Origin of the sequence: Clostridium celatum (genome assembly GCF_021412605.1) — a bacterium.
GTDB classification, from domain to species: Bacteria; Bacillota; Clostridia; order Clostridiales; family Clostridiaceae; genus Clostridium; species Clostridium celatum.
This window is the reverse complement of the sequence record NZ_JAJKGM010000007.1, coordinates 1-19,306: the sequence shown is the minus strand read 5'-3', so window position 1 is coordinate 19,306 and position 19,306 is coordinate 1. Positions and strand designations below refer to the sequence as shown.

The 19,306-nt window shown below is 28.6% G+C and carries 15 protein-coding genes, 2 tRNA genes and 2 riboswitches; of the genes, 6 read left to right on the top strand and 11 right to left on the bottom strand.

Going from position 1 to position 19,306, the window contains the following annotated elements; all coding sequences use genetic code 11:
- Positions 1-135 precede the first annotated feature (135 nt).
- The 3 genes from tsaE to rimI are packed head-to-tail and all read left to right on the top strand — an operon-like array spanning position 136 to position 1,746.
- Positions 136-597, top strand: coding sequence for a tRNA (adenosine(37)-N6)-threonylcarbamoyltransferase complex ATPase subunit type 1 TsaE (gene tsaE, locus LPC13_RS04730; protein ID WP_040420215.1), 462 nt, complete (start codon positions 136-138; stop codon positions 595-597).
- Positions 594-1,310 carry a tRNA (adenosine(37)-N6)-threonylcarbamoyltransferase complex dimerization subunit type 1 TsaB gene (gene tsaB, locus LPC13_RS04725; protein WP_005216214.1) on the top strand — a complete coding sequence of 239 codons (717 nt, stop codon included), beginning with the start codon at positions 594-596 and terminating at the stop codon, positions 1,308-1,310. Before tsaE ends, tsaB begins: the two co-directional genes overlap by 4 nt.
- Entirely contained in the window at positions 1,294-1,746 is a 453-nt protein-coding gene (gene rimI / locus LPC13_RS04720) for a ribosomal protein S18-alanine N-acetyltransferase (RefSeq protein ID WP_195244699.1), read from the top strand. The genes tsaB and rimI overlap by 17 nt, the downstream gene beginning before the upstream one ends.
- A 38-nt stretch (positions 1,747-1,784) precedes the next feature.
- Here the strand turns inward: rimI and LPC13_RS04715 are convergent, their stop codons facing one another.
- On the bottom strand, positions 1,785-2,369 hold the full coding sequence (locus LPC13_RS04715) for an ECF transporter S component (RefSeq protein ID WP_005216218.1): 585 nt from the start codon (positions 2,367-2,369) through the stop codon (positions 1,785-1,787).
- Between the two features lie 246 nt (positions 2,370-2,615).
- Positions 2,616-2,729, bottom strand: a riboswitch (FMN riboswitch).
- A gap of 86 nt (positions 2,730-2,815) precedes the next feature.
- Complete coding sequence (locus LPC13_RS04710) at positions 2,816-4,978, bottom strand: Tex family protein (protein WP_234088637.1); 2,163 nt, start codon at positions 4,976-4,978, stop codon at positions 2,816-2,818.
- A gap of 145 nt (positions 4,979-5,123) precedes the next feature.
- Here LPC13_RS04710 and LPC13_RS04705 point away from each other — a divergent pair, with 145 nt between their 5' ends.
- A complete protein-coding gene (locus LPC13_RS04705) occupies positions 5,124-5,456 on the top strand; it encodes a hypothetical protein (RefSeq protein ID WP_040420216.1) in 333 nt (110 codons plus the stop codon).
- A 101-nt stretch (positions 5,457-5,557) separates the two neighbouring features.
- Entirely contained in the window at positions 5,558-7,063 is a 1,506-nt protein-coding gene (locus tag LPC13_RS04700) for a M28 family metallopeptidase (protein WP_005216223.1), read from the top strand.
- Positions 7,064-7,181: 118 nt separating this feature from the next.
- Here the strand turns inward: LPC13_RS04700 and prfB are convergent.
- The 6 genes from prfB to recD2 form a co-directional block, all read right to left on the bottom strand.
- A protein-coding gene (gene prfB / locus LPC13_RS04695; RefSeq protein WP_394371319.1) for a peptide chain release factor 2 occupies positions 7,182-8,283 on the bottom strand; the annotation gives its coding sequence in 2 pieces (ribosomal slippage) (positions 7,182-8,216 and positions 8,218-8,283; 1,101 coding nt in all).
- 129 nt (positions 8,284-8,412) lie between these two features.
- Complete coding sequence (gene secA, locus LPC13_RS04690) at positions 8,413-10,926, bottom strand: preprotein translocase subunit SecA (RefSeq protein WP_005216227.1); 2,514 nt, start codon at positions 10,924-10,926, stop codon at positions 8,413-8,415.
- Between the two features lie 284 nt (positions 10,927-11,210).
- Positions 11,211-11,738 carry a ribosome hibernation-promoting factor, HPF/YfiA family gene (gene hpf, locus LPC13_RS04685; RefSeq protein WP_005216228.1) on the bottom strand — a complete coding sequence of 176 codons (528 nt, stop codon included), beginning with the start codon at positions 11,736-11,738 and terminating at the stop codon, positions 11,211-11,213.
- Between the two features lie 452 nt (positions 11,739-12,190).
- Complete coding sequence (locus tag LPC13_RS04680) at positions 12,191-12,841, bottom strand: ComF family protein (protein ID WP_005216230.1); 651 nt, start codon at positions 12,839-12,841, stop codon at positions 12,191-12,193.
- Positions 12,814-13,806: a hypothetical protein gene (locus LPC13_RS04675; RefSeq protein WP_195245562.1), complete on the bottom strand. Its 993-nt coding sequence runs from the start codon at positions 13,804-13,806 to the stop codon at positions 12,814-12,816. Before LPC13_RS04675 ends, LPC13_RS04680 begins: the two co-directional genes overlap by 28 nt.
- A 21-nt stretch (positions 13,807-13,827) precedes the next feature.
- The gene (recD2, locus tag LPC13_RS04670; RefSeq protein WP_195245563.1) at positions 13,828-16,059 is read right to left on the bottom strand and encodes an SF1B family DNA helicase RecD2; all 2,232 of its coding nucleotides are present in this window, start codon (positions 16,057-16,059) and stop codon (positions 13,828-13,830) included.
- A gap of 153 nt (positions 16,060-16,212) precedes the next feature.
- On the opposite strand from recD2, the gene nagA reads away from it, so the two are divergent.
- Positions 16,213-17,355 (top strand): N-acetylglucosamine-6-phosphate deacetylase, encoded by a 1,143-nt coding sequence (gene nagA, locus LPC13_RS04665; RefSeq protein ID WP_005216235.1) that lies wholly within the window; start codon positions 16,213-16,215, stop codon positions 17,353-17,355.
- A gap of 91 nt (positions 17,356-17,446) precedes the next feature.
- Here the strand turns inward: nagA and metK are convergent, their stop codons facing one another.
- From metK to LPC13_RS04650, 3 genes are all read right to left on the bottom strand, one after another.
- Positions 17,447-18,622: a methionine adenosyltransferase gene (metK, locus tag LPC13_RS04660; RefSeq protein WP_005216236.1), complete on the bottom strand. Its 1,176-nt coding sequence runs from the start codon at positions 18,620-18,622 to the stop codon at positions 17,447-17,449.
- Positions 18,623-18,717: 95 nt separating this feature from the next.
- Positions 18,718-18,919: riboswitch (SAM riboswitch) on the bottom strand.
- 221 nt (positions 18,920-19,140) lie between these two features.
- Positions 19,141-19,225, bottom strand: a tRNA-Tyr gene (locus LPC13_RS04655).
- 5 nt (positions 19,226-19,230) lie between these two features.
- Positions 19,231-19,305 (bottom strand) — tRNA-Thr (locus tag LPC13_RS04650).
- Position 19,306 lies beyond the last annotated feature (1 nt).

The window sequence follows — 19,306 nt, the reverse complement described above, 5'->3', positions numbered from 1 at the left end:
AATATTTTTCTACTATTTTTTTATTATTCTTTTCTTTTTCTAAAATTTTGGATAAAATATAAACTAGCTGATACAGTTTGTAGTTAATAAATTTATCTTGTTAACTGCTAACTAGTTTAAATGGAGGATTTTAATATGATTTTTTCAGTTAATAGCGTTGAAGAAACTACAAAACTAGGTGTAGAACTTGGTAAACTTTTAAATTCAGGTGACATAATTGCTTTAACTGGTGATTTAGGTACTGGTAAGACTCACATCACTAAAGGTATTGCTAAAGGTTTAGGTGTTACTGATTATATAACAAGCCCTACTTTCACCATTGTAAATGAATATGATTCTGGTCGTTTAAAATTAAATCATTTCGATGTTTATAGAGTTTCAGATCCCGATGAGATTTATGCAATAGGCTTTGATGATTATATTTTTTCTGATGCTGTTTCTATAATAGAATGGGCAAACTATATCGAAGAAATATTACCTAAAGACTTTTTACATATTTACATAGAAAAAGATTTGGATAATGGTGAAGATTATAGAAAAATTACTATAACACCATACGGAGAAAGATATAATTACATAAAGGAGTTAAAGATATGATAGTTTTAAGTATAGATTCTTCATCTTTAGTAACTACTGTTGCTTTACTTAAGGATGAATATATTTTAGGAGAATACACTTTAAACTTTAAAAGAGAACACTCAGTAATTTTAATGGATAAAGTTCAAATGCTACTTAAAGATTGTGAAGTTGATATTGATGAAATAGATGGATTTGTCGTTTCTAAAGGACCTGGTTCATTTACAGGTCTTAGAATTGGTATGGCAACAGTTAAGGGATTAAGTATGGGATCAAACAAACCATATGTATCTGTTTCAAGTTTAGATGCTTTAGCTAATTCATTATTAACTTTTGATGGAATTATTTGTCCTATAATGGATGCTTTAAGAGATAGTGTTTATACTGGACTTTATAAAAATATAGATGGAAAACTAACTAATATTTTAGAATGTACTGCATTAGATTTAACTGATCTTGCTAATATTTTAAATGAAAAAGGTGAAAAAGTAATATTTACTGGTGATGGAGTATTTAAGCATAAGGATTTCTTAATTAATAATGTTAAGTCTTGTGAATTTGCACCAAATCATTTAAGTATAATAAGAGCTTCATCACTTGGTGAACTTGGGATGGAAAAGATAAAAACTGGAGAAGTTGATGATATGAATTCTGCTCCTCTTTATATAAAGAAACCACAAGCTGAAAGAGAACTTGAACAAAGGTTGGCTATGAAAAATGAAAATAGATTATAGTCTAATGGACGCTTCTCATATTAATGGAGTTTATCAATTAAGCAAAGAATGTTTTGCTATTCCTTGGACTTTAGATTCTATTAATAATGAATTAAACAACCCTTTAGCAAAATATGTAATAGCTCAAGATTTATCCACAAATGAAGTTATTGGCTTTGTTGGCATGTGGATAATAGCTGGTGAAGGTGATATAACTAATATTGCTGTTAACTCCTCTTATAGAAAGCAAGGAATAGCTTCAAACCTTTTAAGTAAGCTGATTGAATTTTCTAAAGAATTTAACTGTACTGATATAACACTAGAAGTTAGAGCTTCTAATACTCCCGCTCAAAACCTTTATAAAAAATTTGGATTCCAAGAAGAAGGCATTCGAAAAAAGTATTATTCTGATAATGGTGAAGATGCCATAATAATGTGGAAAAGAAATATTATTTAATACAAAAAAGTGGATTCGATATGAATCCACTTTTTGTATTATACCGTTTGTTTTTTCTTTGCTCCAAAATTATGATCAACTTTAAATATTGCTACAGATACTCTCTTATATAATAAGTAAGTTCCAATGGAAACTAATAATGCTTTTACTCCATTAAATGGTACTAATCCACCAAATATATAAGCCATAAGTTCTGCACCTTCTAAATGCATATTAAACAATGGTAATAATATATATATATTTGCAAATACACCTGCTACTTGCATCACTAATGCTCCAACAATCATTCCTAATATAGCAGTCTTTTTACTTTTATTTCTGTGATAAATCCAAGCTGCCGGTACTACTAAAGCAAGTCCAATTATTATATTCGCTACTTCTCCAACAAATCCAGTTCCTGTTCCCTTAAGTAAAAATCTTAAAAGTACTTTTAAAATTACTATTACGCCTCCAGTTATAGGACCATATGCAAATCCTCCCATCAGTGCTGGTATTTCACTTAAATCAATCATTAGCCATGGGAATGCTGGAATGATTGGAAAGTCAAAATACATTAATACTACTGAAATTGCTACTAATACAGCCACTTTAATCATTTTGTTTAATTTAGTTGATGTGTTCATATTTATTACTCCTCCCAAAAGTTATCTTCTGGGGCACTAGTTAGTTTAGTAAATACTTCAATATTAATAATACTTAATAATAGTTTGTCTATTTTTTATTTTTTAATACAAAAAAGCCCTGATGCAATTTACATCAGGGCATTAAAAACAAAGCTATTAATAAATATAAATTTCTTAAATTAACTTGTTATTTTAATTTTTTAAATAATAAATTAATTTATAATACTTATATTCATTAAACCTAACTCTTACCTTCTTTCATCCAGACTTTACTGTCGGCTTCGGAGTTTCACCGAATCTGCAAAAATGCTCGCGGGCTATACCGCCGGTAGGGACTTTCACCCTGCCCTGAAGATATTTATTATTTAATCTTATTATATATCTACACTCCATTTTTTTCAATATATACTATTAATTTTTTTATGCTACTTTTGCTAAAATTCTTATTACTCTACGTCCTTCATTGTCAAAGATATTCTTTTTCTTTTTTCATCAACTTCCATTATTTTGACTTTAATAACATCTCCAACTTTAACTATATCTAAAGGATGCTTAACAAATTTATTTGCCATTTGACTCTTATGAACTAATCCATCTTGATGAACTCCAATATCAACAAAAGCACCAAAGTCTGATACATTTCTAACTGTTCCTAATAAGACCATTCCAGGAGTTAAATCTTTCAAATCAATAACACCAGTTTTTAAAATTGGTTTTGGCATATCCTCTCTTGGATCTCTTCCTGGCTTTTGTAATTCTTTAATTATATCCTTTAAAGTTAATTCACCAATTTCAAGTTCTTTAACTAAGCTATTTAAAGTTTTTTCTTTAACTCTATCTTCAATATCACTTAAATTTCTATTTTTTAAATCTTCCTTAGTGTAACCTAAAATTTCAATAAGCTTCCCTGCTGCTGCATATGACTCTGGATGCATTGATGTATTATCTAAAGGTTCTTTACTTTCCATAACTCTTAAAAATCCTGCACATTGCTCAAATGCTTTTTGACCAAGTCTCTTAACCTTTAATAATTCCTTTCTACTTTTAAATCCACCAACTTCATCTCTATAAGCAACTATATTATTCGCAATTGATGCATTAATACCAGCTATATAAGTTAACAATGATGGTGTGGCTGTATTTAAATCTACACCAACTTTATTAACCGAATCTTCAACTACACCTGATAATGATTCTTCTAACCTTTTTGGTGTAACATCATGTTGATATTGTCCAACCCCTATTGCTTTTGGATCTATCTTAACTAATTCAGCCATTGGATCTTGAAGTCTTCTACCTATTGATATTGCTCCTCTTATAGTAACATCTAAATCTGGATACTCTTTAGCTGCAAGTTCAGAAGCAGAATAAACAGATGCACCGGCTTCAGACACTATTACATATGCTAATTCTTTTCCACTTTCATTCTTTATTTCAGTAAGCATTTCTGAAATAACTTCTTCTGATTCTCTTGATGCAGTTCCATTTCCTAAAGAAATAACATCAACATCATACTTATAAATAAGTTCCTTTAATACCTTTTTTGTACCTTCAACATCCCTCTTTGGTACTGTTGGATATACTGTAGCCTTTTCTAAAAATTTACCTGTAGAATCTAATACAGCCACCTTACATCCTGTTCTAAATCCAGGGTCATAACCCATAACCACTTTTCCCTTTATTGGAGGTTGCATAAGCAATGCTTTTAAATTTTCTTTAAATATTAATATTGCTCCTTCTTCTCCCTTATCAGTTAATTCATTTCTAATTTCTCTTTCAATAGATGGATATATTAATCTCTTTAAAGAATCTTTAATTGCTAATTTTAAATATTCATCTGTATTTGTATTACCTTTTAATAATCTATTTTGAAGATATGTTATTATTTTATCTTCATTAGATATTATTTTAACTGATAATACTTTTTCTTTTTCACCTCTATTTATTGCTAATATTCTATGTGCAGGAATTTTATTCACATCTTCACTATATTCATAATACATTTCAAAAGCAGTTGGTTCTTCACTTGAACCTTTGGATTCAATTTTACCTTCCCTAACAACAAGTTCTCTTATCCACTTTCTAAATGATGCATCATCTGAAATAATTTCAGCTACTATATCTAAAGAGCCATTTATGGCATCTTCAACTGTTAATACCTTCTTTTCATCATCTATATATTTAACAGCTTCATTATTTATATCACCTTTAAAAATCCCCTCTAATATTAAATCTGCTAATGGTTTTAATCCCTTTTCTAAAGCTATTGTTGCTCTTGTTCTCTTTTTTTGTTTATACGGTCTATATATGTCCTCTACTTCTGTTAATGTTTCTGCTTTTTCTAAAGCTTTAACTATATCATCATTTAGTTTACCTTGTTCATCTATTAATCTTAATACATCTTCTTTTCTTTCTTTTAAATTTCTTAAATAAGTTAATCTTTCAAAAAACTTTCTAAGAACATCATCACTTAACCCACCTGTTTGTTCTTTTCTATATCTTGAAATGAAAGGTACTGTATTTCCTTCATCTAATAAATTAATTACATTTTGTACTTGTTTTAAGGATATGCCTAATTCTTTAGACAATCTTTCTTCTACATTTACCATCTGTACCTCCTATAAATTTTTATTATTTAATCTAATATTGTAATTTCAATTATAACATAATTTTACACTATTGATATTAAGTAAAATTAATAGTATAATTAAATTGTAAAAATTTTACAATTAATATTAAAAAGGAGGAATTTCTTTGAATAAGTTTATAAATAGATTTTTAAATATAGTTCTTATAATGTTAATAACCTTTTTAGTTTTAAATCAATTTTATATTATACAATTTTCAGATAGCATTAGAGATGTATTTATATTTTTAACATTAACTCTAATATTACTAACTTCTTCAAAAGAGCTTTTAACTGGAAGCTCTAGGATTAGCAAAGCATTAAGCATCTTAATATTAGCTTGTGCAATAATTGGTGGTATATATACAGTTGCCGATAAACAACTTAACATATTAATTTACTTTTGTTTGTTTTTTTCACTTCTTCAAGGATTTCTTGATCTTGTTCATAGTAATGCCTAATATTTTAATTAAAAATTCAAGTTTAATTTATGTAACTATCATATTATAAAGCCTCATTTAATAGTATTTATTATAAATTACTATTTTTTGAGGTATTTTTTATGAGAAAAAAAATTATATACTTTTCATTATTATCTATTACTTCATTTTTGTTGCTCACTACTATTTTTCTTAATAATACATATTCAAACTTTAATTCTAACAATGTATTAGATAATATCTATATTTTATCTTCTGATGTTTTGACAGGAAGATTAGCTGGTAGTACTGAAAACTCTGTTGCTGGTGAAATAATAAAAAATCGCTTTAAATCCTATGGCTTAGTACCTTTAGATGATGACTACAATGAAGATTTTGTAACTACATGTCCTGTAAATACAAATACTTCTCCATATTTAAAGATATTATCTAATGATGAAGAAGAAGAATTACAATATGGAGTTGACTTTAAAGAAGATATGATAAATTTCAGAAACAATACTTTTTCTTTTTCTAATAAAGACACTATAACTTCATACTCTTCCTTTATAGAGGTAAAATGTTCTGATGGTAAATTCTTATTTTATATTCCTGAAAATGATAATCTTTCTTTTAGAAGTTCTTTTTTTAGTGAATATTCTCATGATGCAATAATAATGATTACATCTAATACTTATAAAAAAATAAAGGATAGCCTAGAATTAGGTAAAGAAATTTCGGTGCACATCCCATTTTCTAATGAGGAAAAAACTATCTCTAATATTGTTGGAGTTATAAAAGGTTCTAATTCTTCCCTTGCACCTTTTATAATTACTGCACACTATGATCATCTTGGAAAAGATGCTGCTGGAACAAATTATAATGGTGCTTTAGATAACGCTTCTGGCGCCTCATTTATGCTAGAGCTTAGTAGAAGTCTTTCTACTTATGGCAAGCCTAAAAGAGATATAATTTTCGTTGGATTAAATGCAGAGGAATTTGGATTATTGGGCTCTAAAGCCTTTGCCGAAAAAAATCTATTTAAAATTCAAAATTCAGAAGTAATTAATTTTGATATGATAGGAAGTTCTAATTGTCCAATTAGCTTAATGCAAGGTGTTGCCTTTAAAAATAATGGCTCTGAGCTCCTATCCTCAATAGAAACGATTTGTAAAAAATACAATACTGACTATACAGTAGTTTTTGAAAATTCTAGTGATCACGCTAGCTTTAATAACTTGAATATTGATGCTGTTACTTTTTGTCATAGTGATATGAGTAAAATCCATACTCCTAATGATACTATTGACTATATAGATACAAAAGCTATCGATACTGTTTATAATATAGTTGATGAAAAAATAAAAACTTCTTGTTATAGTGGCTTTACTCGTTTTGTATATAGCTCTCAATCATTGCTTTGGCTATTTATAACATTAATAATTTTAATAGCTTGGGGAATTTTCGATAAGAGCAAAGTAATATTAGATAAAAAAGGAATAAAGTTCTTTTGTTTGATAGGTCTAATAGCATCAATAGTATCCACTATATTTTATTTTAAAGGTTATAAAACTTCACTTTTCATTATATTAATATTTGTTTTTTCTATATTAACATTAATACTTGGAAATAAAAAACTTAACGCTTAATATTAAAATTAAATAAAAAAGACAGATGGCAAATTAAAAAATTAGTGATAATTATTAATTTGCCATTTGTCATATAATAAATTAAAAATATTATAACTGTATTTTCAGAAATTCATTTTTATTTCGAAATACTCTTTAAATATGTTGTTATGAACGCATCTATTTCTCCATTCATAACAGCATTTACATTTGAGGTTTCTTCATTAGTTCTATGATCCTTAACCATATTATATGGATGGAACACATATGATCTAATTTGACTTCCCCATCCCATATCTTTAAGTTCGCCAGTTAAATCTTCAATCTTTTCTTTATGAGCTCTTTCTTTAAGCTCTATAAGTTTAGATTTAAGCATTGACATTGCTGTATCCTTATTTGCAAATTGACTTCTTTCATTTTGACATTGAACTACTATACCTGTTGGTATATGTGTTATTCTTATAGCTGATTCTGTCTTATTTACGTGTTGCCCACCAGCTCCACTAGCTCTATAAGTATCTATTTTTAAATCCTCTTGTCTTATCTCTATATCTTGATCTTTTGTAAGCTCTGGCAGAACTTCTATTGATGCAAAAGATGTTTGTCTCTTACCATTGGCATTAAATGGTGAAATCCTTACTAATCTATGTACTCCTTTTTCAGCCTTTAAATATCCATAAGCAAATTCACCTTTTACTCTAAGTGTTGCACTCTTTATACCAGCCTCATCACCTTCAAGTAGGTCTAAAGTCTCAACCTTATATCCTTTTTTTTCACACCATCTAGTGTACATTCTAAGGAGCATAAGTGTCCAATCATTTGCATCACTGCCTCCAACTCCAGCATGGAGGTTTAATATTGCATCATTTTTATCATACTCACCTGATAATAACAACTCTATTTTATATTCATCGATTAATTTTTCTATATCTCTAATTTCAACTATTACTTCATTTATAGTCTCTTCATCATCTTCTGCAAGTTCAGCTAAAACTTCTACATCATCAAGCCTTGTAACTAAGCTTTCATACCTATCTATTTTATCTTTAATACTTTTGCTTTCTTTAGTTACATCCTCTGCTCTTTTTATATCATCCCAGAAGCCTTTTTCTTGCATTTGAAGTTCTAATTCTTGAAATCTTTTTTCTAGGCTTTCTTTGTCAAAGTGAAGCCCCCATTTCTTTTAATGTTTGTTTTAATCCACTAACCTTAGCTAGTTCTTGCTCTAACTTTATTAACAAAAAAATCACCCCTTTAATGTAGTTAGATGTTTTGATTTAATCCAAAAATAATAACTTTATTTCTTAAACTACTCACTCTTAACTTCTAACTTTTCACTGAAAAAAGTGCCTTTTCAGGCACTTTTTTTATTATACTTCCCTGCCACAGCAGTTTTTATACTTCTTTCCACTTCCACATGGACACATATCATTTCTTCCTGCTACATGCTCACTTCTTACTGGCTCTTTCTTTAAGCTTTTATCATCACTTCCATGGCTAGCTGAAGTTTCTTTTGCAACTTGCTCTCTTTCAACTGGTCTTTCAACTCTTACATGGAATAAGAATTTAACAGTTTCAGTCTTAATTCCTTCAATCATTTCTTCAAACATAGCACTACCTTCCATTTGGTATGCTTGAATTGGATCTTGTTGCTTATAAGCTCTTAATCCCATTCCTTGTTTTAAATGATCCATATTATCTATGTGAGCCATCCATTTTTGATCAACAACTCTTAAAAGAACTACTCTTTCAATTTCTCTTAATTGTTCTTCACCAAATTCAAGTTCCTTACCTCTATAAGTGTTCATAATTACTTCTAATAATTTATCTTTTATTTGTTCATTCGATAAATCAACTAATTCATCAGCTGTTACTGATCCATGAGGTAAGCAAATATCACCTAAGTATTGAAGTAATGTATTAACTTCATGTTCTATATCTTCCATTTCACCAATTAAATGTGAGTTAACTGCATCAGATACTACTTCTTCAATCATTGATTCTATTTGTTCTTTAAGATTTTTACCTTCTAAAACTTCAGTTCTTTGTCTGTATATAATTTCTCTTTGAACATTCATAACATCATCATATCCAAGAAGATTTTTTCTTACATCAAAGTTATTTCCTTCAACCTTCTTTTGAGCATTTTCTATAGCCTTAGTAACCATTTTACTTTCTATTGCTTCATCATCTTCAAGTCCTAATTTATCAATTACTCCTTGAATTCTTTCTGAACCAAATATTCTCATTAGATCATCTTCTAATGATATAAAGAATATAGATTCACCAACATCTCCTTGACGTCCTGCTCTACCTCTTAACTGATTATCTATTCTTCTTGATTCATGTCTTTCAGTACCTAGAACTTTTAATCCTCCCGCTTCTAAAACACCTTCTCCAAGCTTTATATCAGTACCTCTACCTGCCATATTAGTAGCTATAGTAACCATTCCAAGTTCACCAGCATGAGATATAATTTCAGCTTCTTGAGCATGATATTTAGCATTAAGAACTTGATGTTTTATTCCTCTCTTTTTTAATAAAGAAGAAAGGTATTCTGATCTATCAACACTTGCAGTACCAACAAGAACTGGTTGACCTTTTTTATGTGCTTCAATTATCTCTTCAATTATAGCCTTATACTTTCCTGTTTCATTCTTATATACCATATCTGGTCTATCTATTCTTTGAACAGGTCTATTAGTTGGTATTACAATAACATCAAGATTATAAATTTCTCTAAATTCATTTTCTTCTGTTAATGCTGTACCCGTCATTCCTGATAATTTTTCATACATTCTGAAGTAATTTTGGAATGTTATTGTAGCAAGAGTTTTTGATTCTCTTTGAATCTTAACTCCTTCTTTAGCTTCAATAGCTTGGTGAAGACCATCAGAGTATCTTCTACCTTCCATAAGTCTTCCTGTAAACTCATCTATTATCACTATTTCTCCATCTTTAACCATATAGTTCTTTTCATTTCTCATAGTATAATTAGCTTTTAATGCTTGAGTTACATAGTGTTGTAATTCTAAATTTTGAGAATCAGCATAGTTTTCAATTCCAAAATATTTTTCTGCCTTAACAACACCATCATCTGTTAATAAAACGGCACTTGCTTTTTCATCAACAGTGAAGTCTTTTTCATTTATTAATGTTTTTACAAAATTATCTGCAACATTATAGAACTTAGTTGATTTATCTCCCATTCCAGATATTATAAGTGGAGTTCTAGATTCGTCTATTAGGATAGAGTCAACTTCGTCAACTATACAGAAGTTTAATGATCTTTGAACTCTTTCTTCCATATGAATTACCATATTATCTCTTAAATAGTCAAATCCAAATTCATTATTTGTTCCATAAGTTATATCTGCATTATATGCTGCTCTTCTTTGATCTTGAGTTATTCCGTGAATTACACATCCAGTAGTTAACCCTAAGAAATTATATAATACACTCATTTCTTCCATTTGAGTTTTTGCTAAGTAGTCATTTACTGTTATTACATGAACACCTTTTCCTGTTAATCCATTTAAATAAGCTGGTAATGTTGCAACAAGAGTTTTACCTTCACCTGTTTTCATTTCAGCAATTCTTCCTTGATGAAGTACCATACCACCTAACAATTGTACTCTGAAATGCTTCATTCCAAGAACTCTGCTTGAAGCTTCTCTACATACCGCAAAAGCTTCAGGTAATATATTATCTAAAGATTCACCTTTATTTATTCTCTCTTTAAACTCAACTGTTTTTGCTTGAAGCTCTGAATCACTTAGCTTTTGCATTGATTCATCTAAAGCTTCTATTTTATCTGCTATAACTTGAAGTTTTTTAACTTCTCTTTCACTATATGTCCCAAAAAGTTTTTCTAAAAATCCCATAATGTATTTCCTTTCAATAATTAATACTTAAAACATTAAATTAAATATTAATTTACTTAATCTATTTTATCTACTATACAAAGTTACCCCTTTTATATTTCATATATATAAATTATACCATTTATAGCGTTTATAATTCAACAATAAATATGTATGCTTTTAAATTTCATTACAAATAATGTCACAACAAGCTAAAATATCAATTTTTTCTATATTTCTGTATAGTATAAAAGAGAGAACATTAATTAATGTTCTCTCTTTTTTTAACTGAAAACCTTATTTTATTAAATATAATCTGGTTCTAAAAGTCCATAATTTCCATCTTTTCTTTTATATATAACATTAACATTATCTGTATCACAATCCTTAAATACAAAGAAATTATGCTCAACTAGTTCCATTTGTAATATTGCTTCTTCAGTACTCATTGGTTTTATATTAAATTTTTTAATCTTTACTATTTCATTATGTTCATCTTCTTCTGATGCTATTTCATCAAAATTATTAAATCTTAAAGATTCATTATTTCTTCTTTGTAACTTAGTTCTTTGTTTTCTTATTTGTCTTTCTAGTTTTGTTTCTACTAAATCAATAGATTTATACATATCGTCTGTTGATTCTTCACATCTTAAAATTACTCCATTAAAAGGTATTGTCACCTCAAATATTTGTCTGTTTTTTTGTACAGTTAAAGTTGCTCTTGCTTGTACTTCTGGATCAAAATACCTGTCTAGCTTTGAAATCTTTTTTTCTACTATCTCCTTTAATGCAGGTGTCACATCAATATTCTTTCCTATTACAGTTACTCTCATAAGGTCAACCCCTCTCTTTAAGTTATATTATATAGTTAAGACTTCAACTAATATAGTTATTATTTACTATATGTATATTTTACCATTAACTATTTTATTACTCAAAGTCTTTTTTCAGAATTTGCAGAAAATTTCTTCTTCTTTACTCTACATAACTTACTTTTACTAACTCTAGCTTAATTTTTCATTTAATTTAAAATAAAAAAACATCAATTCATATGAATTGATGTTTTTTCATAAAGTTAGCTGACCTGGATTTTGACCCCACACTCGCCTGCTGGAGCTTTTGCTACCCGGAATTAACCTCTCACTACTAACACTCTCAGTATCTCTACTGGCAGGGCTTACTTCTATACCGCACCATGCTCATTAAAACTTTGTTTAACTTACGTGGATCGTTTCGCCTGCGACTGGCATCGACTTTCATCCACAGACCTAACTTTACATTACTATTATATATTGCTTTTGGCTATTGTCAAGCAAATAATTTTATTTACACCATATTTTTTTAATACTTTTCTGCATTCAGTCAAAGTTGCCCCTGTTGTTGTAACATCATCTATTAATATAATATCTTTTCCATAAAGATTACTCTTTCTTTTAATTGAAAATGCTCCCTTAATATTTAATATCCTTTGTTCTTTTGATAATTTTTTTTGTTCTTTTGTGTATTTATTTTTTATTATTGAATTATTAATAGGAATATCTATATATTCACTAACATTTTTCGCAATAACTTCACACTGATTAAATCCGCGCTTTTTTTCAGCTTTTTTACTCATTGGTATATAACAAATATAATCTGCATTTATATTTTGTTCTCTTATAATTTCTATAAATAAATCAGCTAAAACTTCACCTGCTACAAAATTTTTCCTATATTTAAAACTTAATACAAGCTCCTTTAATATTCCTCCATAAAATCCATATGATATCTCTTCTTGGTTTGTTATTTCTGATCTTTTTATCATAGACTTACAATTAGGGCATATCTTTATAAAACCATCAGCATTACATAGAGTGCATTTTTCTTCTATTGGATATATTATTTCTATTACTTCTTTAATGATAGTCTTTATATTTTTAAATAACCCTTTTCCCATAGGCTTTGATTAAATCCCCTTATAATACTTTTAGCCACATCTATATCCTCTGATAATTCCTTTGTTACCATTAACACTTCAGATACTATATTGATATCATTGTGGACTGCTCCACATATATACACTATCTTTTTGTAATTAAAATAAAAATCATCTGCAAATAACATTACTATATTTAAATCATTAATTTGATTTATATAATCTCCAACATTATTAGTAATTATGAACACGCTTTCTTTGTGTTCTTTAAAAACATTAATTAAAAATTTAAAATTTTGATTTTTATTATATTTAACAACACTTATATTAAAAGATTTCAAAATTCCATAATAATGCTTATACACCTTATTCACTTTATCATTAGATGGAACAATTATTAACACCTTTTTTTTATTTTCCTTAAACCATTTAAAATATTCAAATAAAGCTAATGGTATATCTTCCTCTAGCTTTATTCTAGTCATTAATAATCTTGGTTCAACCATTGGATTTTTAGATCGTAAATACATTAATTCCAATCTTTCTCCTATCGGAAAGATAAATTCCGCTGTGTATATTATCATCTTTCTAGAATTCCAATATAATTGCTCTACACGCTCCTTAATACTTTCATTTCCTATTTTAGAAAATAAGCTTATATCATCAAATATTACCAAATCATATTTTTCATATTTATCATTAATATTATCAATAGGAGAAAATACTAAGTTTTTCTTTAATTGTTCATCTGTTTTATTTTTAAATATACTCTCCTCTATCTCTTTTTGTTTTTTATACATATCTTCATTAATTATTGAACATAAAATATACAATACTTTACCATTATTATTTAGTATTTTATTTATTATATTTGTAAATACTTCAAATGTATTAAAAGGCCTTGTTTTTATAGACAATACCTTGGTTCTTCTGCTATACCACTTATTTATTTCATTTAAAATTTTATTTAACTCATTATAATTCATAGCTATAAAACCTCATTTTTTCTATTCTTTATATATTTTATCCTCAGATGTAATTTCAATTATTCTTTCCTTTAAAGATGAATATCTCTCCATATTATTAGTATTTTCTATCATAAATTTTAATGCCTTCTGACTTCCAACAACAACTACTAGTTCTTTTGCCCTAGTTATTCCTGTATATAAAATATTTCTATTCATTAAGAATGCTGATCCCATAAATGCAGGTGTTATTACCACTCTAAACTCACTCCCTTGACTTTTATGTATTGTAATAGCATATGCAAGTTCCAATTCTTCTAAATAAATATATTCATACACTACTCTTCTTTCGTCATCAAATACAACAGTAATAGTTCTATTCTCCTCGCTTATAGATTCTATAAACCCCATATCACCATTAAATACACCAACACCTTCTTTATCACCATACCCACTTATTCTAGTCCACTTTAATGAATAATTATTTTTAGTTTGCATAACTTTATCGCCTTCTCTAAAAATAACTTCTTTTACTTTTTTCTCTCGCTTTTTTTCATCTGGTGGATTTAGTATAGCTTGAAGCTCGTTATTTAAATTATCAACACCTAAAATACCTTTCCTTGTAGGAGAAAGTATTTGGATATCCCTTACTTTATTCCAATTTGGATTAAATGATGGTAATCTTCTATTTACTAAATCTATTATTGTAGTTAAAATTCCTTCATTACTTTCTCTATTATCGAAAAAGAAATCTCCTCCTTTTTTATTTAAGTAAGGCATCTCTCCATTATTTATTTTATGTGCATTAACAATTATCATGCTTTCCTTTTCTTGTCTAAATATTTCATTTAATCTTACTACATTAATAAAATTACTATTTATTAAATCTCTTAATACATTTCCAGGACCAACGGAAGGTAATTGATCCACATCTCCAACTATAATTACTCTAGTTCCTAATTTTATTGCTTTAAGTAAACTATTCATTAGCATTATATCTATCATAGATGCTTCATCTATAATTATTACATCACCTTCTAAAGGTTCCCCTTCTCCTCTACCAAAGAAAGAGTTATCCTCATCACTTACTCCCATTTCAAGCAGTCTATGTATTGTTTTAGCTTCTCTTCCTGTAGATTCTGTCATTCTTTTTGCAGCTCTTCCTGTAGGTGCAGCTAAAAGCACTTTCATTCCATTATTTTCATATATCTCTATTATACATTTTATTATAGTTGTTTTTCCTGTACCTGGTCCTCCTGTAATAATTTCTATACCATTTTCAAAAGCACCTATTATTGCATCTTTTTGAGAATCAGCAAACTTTATGTTATTCTTTCTTTCAAAAGCCTCTATTTCAAATAATATATCTGAATTTATAGTTTGAAAATTTTCTATACTTAATGTAATTATTTTATTTGTTACTCCTAATTCACAATAATAATATGGCAGAGCATACACTGCTTCAATATCATTTATTTTTTCTGCTTTAAGCTTTCCATCTAAAACACTATTATATATATTTGCTTCTACTAATTCCTTGTCTACCATCAATACTTTCTGACTTTCAGATATAAGTTTATCCTTTGGCATATACGTATTTCCAAGGCCTGAAAAATTATTCAAAACATATCTTATTCCACTTTGAATTCTAAAATCTGATGTTGCTTCTATTCCTAAACTTTTAGCTATTCTATCAGACGTTAAAAAACCTATTCCTGATATTTCATCACTCAAAATATATGGATTATTAGATACAATATTTTTTGAGTCTGGTCCAAACTTCTTGTAAATTTTTAAGCATTGATTGGTTGTAACTCCATGCTTTTGAAAAAATATTATTATATCCTTTAACTCTTTACTTTCTAAGTAAGATTCATATATAATATTAAATTTTTTTTCACCAATACCTTCAACTTCTTTTAATCTCTCTATATCATTATCTAATATATCTAATGTTTTATCCCCAAAAGCCTTAACTATCTTTTTTGCTGTTACTGGTCCAATTCCATGTATTATTCCAGTGCTTAAATATTTTTCTATTTCCTTTACAGAAGTAGGCAATATTTCTTTAAATTCTTCTACATTAAATTGTTTGCCAAATTGCTTATGATTTATCCAATTACCCTTAATTTCAATTTGTTGCCCTTCCTTTAGTAAAGGCATAATTCCAACTATAGTTATAACTTTTTTATCAGTAGTAATTTTTGCTACAGTATAACCACTATCATCACTTTTAAAAACAATTGCCTCTACTAAACCTTCTAATATCTCCATATTATCGCTCCAAACCTTTTATTATAATTATTAATATTATATAATTATATCATAAGAAACTTTTTTCATATTTAAATATAAGTTATAGGTTTACTTATTATTTAATATGGACATATAATGCTTATTGTAAACATATAAATGGAGGGAATATAAATGTTATTAAAAAATTGCAAAATAATACTACTAAACGAAATAGTAAACGGTTCATTACTTATTGAAAATGGTAAAATTAAAGAAATAAATCCTGCTAATCAAGATGATATCGATTCAATCGATTGTAAAGGTTTATACGTATCACCTGGATTTATAGATATTCATATACACGGAGCTGGTGGGCACGATACTATGGATGGAACATACGAAGCTATTAATGAAATTTCTAAAACTATTTGTAAATTCGGAACAACAGCCTTTACTCCAACAACTATGACTATGTCATCTGAAGCTATATTAAAATCAATACTTGAAATTAAAAAAGCAAAATTAGAAGGTACTGATGGTGCTGAAGTTTTAGGTGCTCATTTAGAAGGTCCTTTTATTAGTCCTAGTGCCATAGGAGCTCAAAATCCTAATTTCTTAATTGAACCTTCTTATGAAAACTTTAAAGCCATGACTGGCGATGCTGAAGATGCTGTAGTATCTATTACTATGGCTCCTGAAGTGGAAGGTGCAAAAGAACTTGCTACTATTTTAACTTCTAAGGGAATTCGTTGTTCTATGGGACATACCAAAGCTACTTATGAAGAAGCTTTTGAAGGTATTAAAGCTGGATTCTGCCATTCAACACATTTATTTAATGCAATGACAGCTTTTACTCATAGAGAACCTGGAGTTGTGGGGGCAACTTTTGATTCTGATATAACTACAGAAACAATTTCTGATGGTATACACATTTCTTATCCATCATTAAGAGTTGCTTATAATCAAAAAGGAACTGATAAAACTTTATTAGTAAGTGATGCTATGTGTGCATGTGGAATGATTGACGGAACTTATGCTCTTGGCGGACAACCAGTTATTGTTAAAAATGGTGCCGCAAGACTTGAAAATGGCTCATTAGCCGGTTCAGTTTTAACCTTAAATGTAGCAGTAAGAAATGTATTTAACAATACTAATTACCCATTATATGAAGTAGTTAAAATGGCATCTTATAATGGAGCTAAATACTGTAACGTAGATGATAGAAAAGGGCAAATTAAAGAAAATTTTGATGCTGACTTAGTTATATTTGATGAAAATATAGATGTTAAAATGACAATAGTTGGTGGAAAAATTGTACACAATATTTTAAATTAATACTAAAAAAATTTATAAAAGAAACCAGTAGAATTCTAATCTAATTTCTACTGGTTTTATTATCTTTAAACTACTAATTATTAAAATCTAACTAAAGGTATCTTTTAATTTCCTCAACCTTATTCAATTGTTCCCAAGGAAGATTTAAATCATTTCTTCCAAAATGACCATATGCAGCTGTTTGTTTATATATAGGTCTTCTTAATTCTAAATCCCTTATTATAGCACCTGGTCTTAAATCAAATACCTTTTCAACAATATTTGTTATTTGACTGTCATTTAATTTACCTGTTCCAAATGTTTCAACTTCTATTGACACTGGTTTTGCAACACCAATAGCATAAGCTAGTTGAATCTCTAATTTATCTGCAACCCCTGCTGCTACTAAATTTTTTGCAACCCATCTTGCTGCATATGCTGCTGATCTATCAACTTTTGTTGGATCTTTTCCTGAGAATGCACCACCACCGTGTCTTCCGTATCCGCCATAAGTATCAACAATTATCTTTCTACCAGTTAATCCACTATCACCTTGTGGACCACCAACAACAAATCTTCCAGTTGGATTTATATAATATTTAGTTTCATCATCTAATAATTCTGCTGGTATTACAGCTTTAATTACATGATTCATTAAATCTTCTCTTATTTGCTCTTGCGTAACATGCTCGTCATGTTGAGTAGAAATTACTATAGCATCAATTCTCACTACTCTATTATCATCATATTCTACTGTTACTTGAGTTTTTCCATCTGGTCTTAAATATGGTAAAGTTCCATTCTTTCTTACTTCTGTTAATCTTCTAGATAATCTATGTGCCATAGCAATTGGAGAAGGCATATATTCTGGAGTTTCATTAGTTGCAAAACCAAACATCATTCCTTGATCTCCAGCTCCAACTGCTTCAACTTCATCTTTTTCTCCTGCTCTAGATTCTAAGGCTTCATCAACTCCCATAGCTATATCACCTGATTGTTCATCTATAGATGTTAAAACTGAACATGTATCACAATCAAATCCATACTTTGCTCTATCATATCCGATTTCTCTTATTGTCTTTCTAACAATTTTAGGAATATCAGCATAACAATTAGTTGATATCTCTCCCATAACTAATACCATTCCTGTAGTTACTGCTGTTTCACAAGCAACTCTTGCCATTGGATCCTTTGCTAATATACTGTCTAAAACTGCATCTGATATTTGATCACAAATTTTATCTGGATGCCCTTCTGTTACTGATTCTGATGTAAATAATCTCTTCATTTTGCTTAGCTCCTTTCAAATCTTTTGATATTAATTCTAAGCAATAAAAAAAGTCTCTTCAAATAAGAAGAGACTATATTATCTAAAGGTCTTTCTTCTTATCTTGCAAAAATATAATGTTCTGCAGGAATTTGCACCACAAATAGTAACTAAGTTACTTACGCTAATTAATATATCTTATTAATTAAGAGCATTTAGCTTATTAAGTAATTTAAAGTTAATTACTTAATTCCTTAGTTTCTAAATAGGTTGCCGGGCTTCACAGGGCCTTTTTCCCTCCACCTCTCTGGATAAGAACTAATATCAAATTTTATTTCTTGAATATAATATCAATTTAATTATACTATGTCAATACTATTTTTATGTTATTTTTACATACATTTACTTGTACTGCTGAATAAATTCTGAATAAGTGAATGTACATAAGATTTATAAATCAGTACTTTAAATATATACTACTATCTTCAAAAATTTATTCTAAAGCAAAAAAAACATGATATATAATATATCATGTTTAATGGTGGGGGAGGACGGATTCGAACCATCGAAACGAAACGTAACAGATTTACAGTCTGCCCCCTTTGGCCACTCGGGAACTCCCCCTTATTTGGAGCTTCATGTCGGAGTCGAACCAACAACCTGCTGATTACAAGTCAGCTGCTCTGCCATTGAGCCAATGAAGCG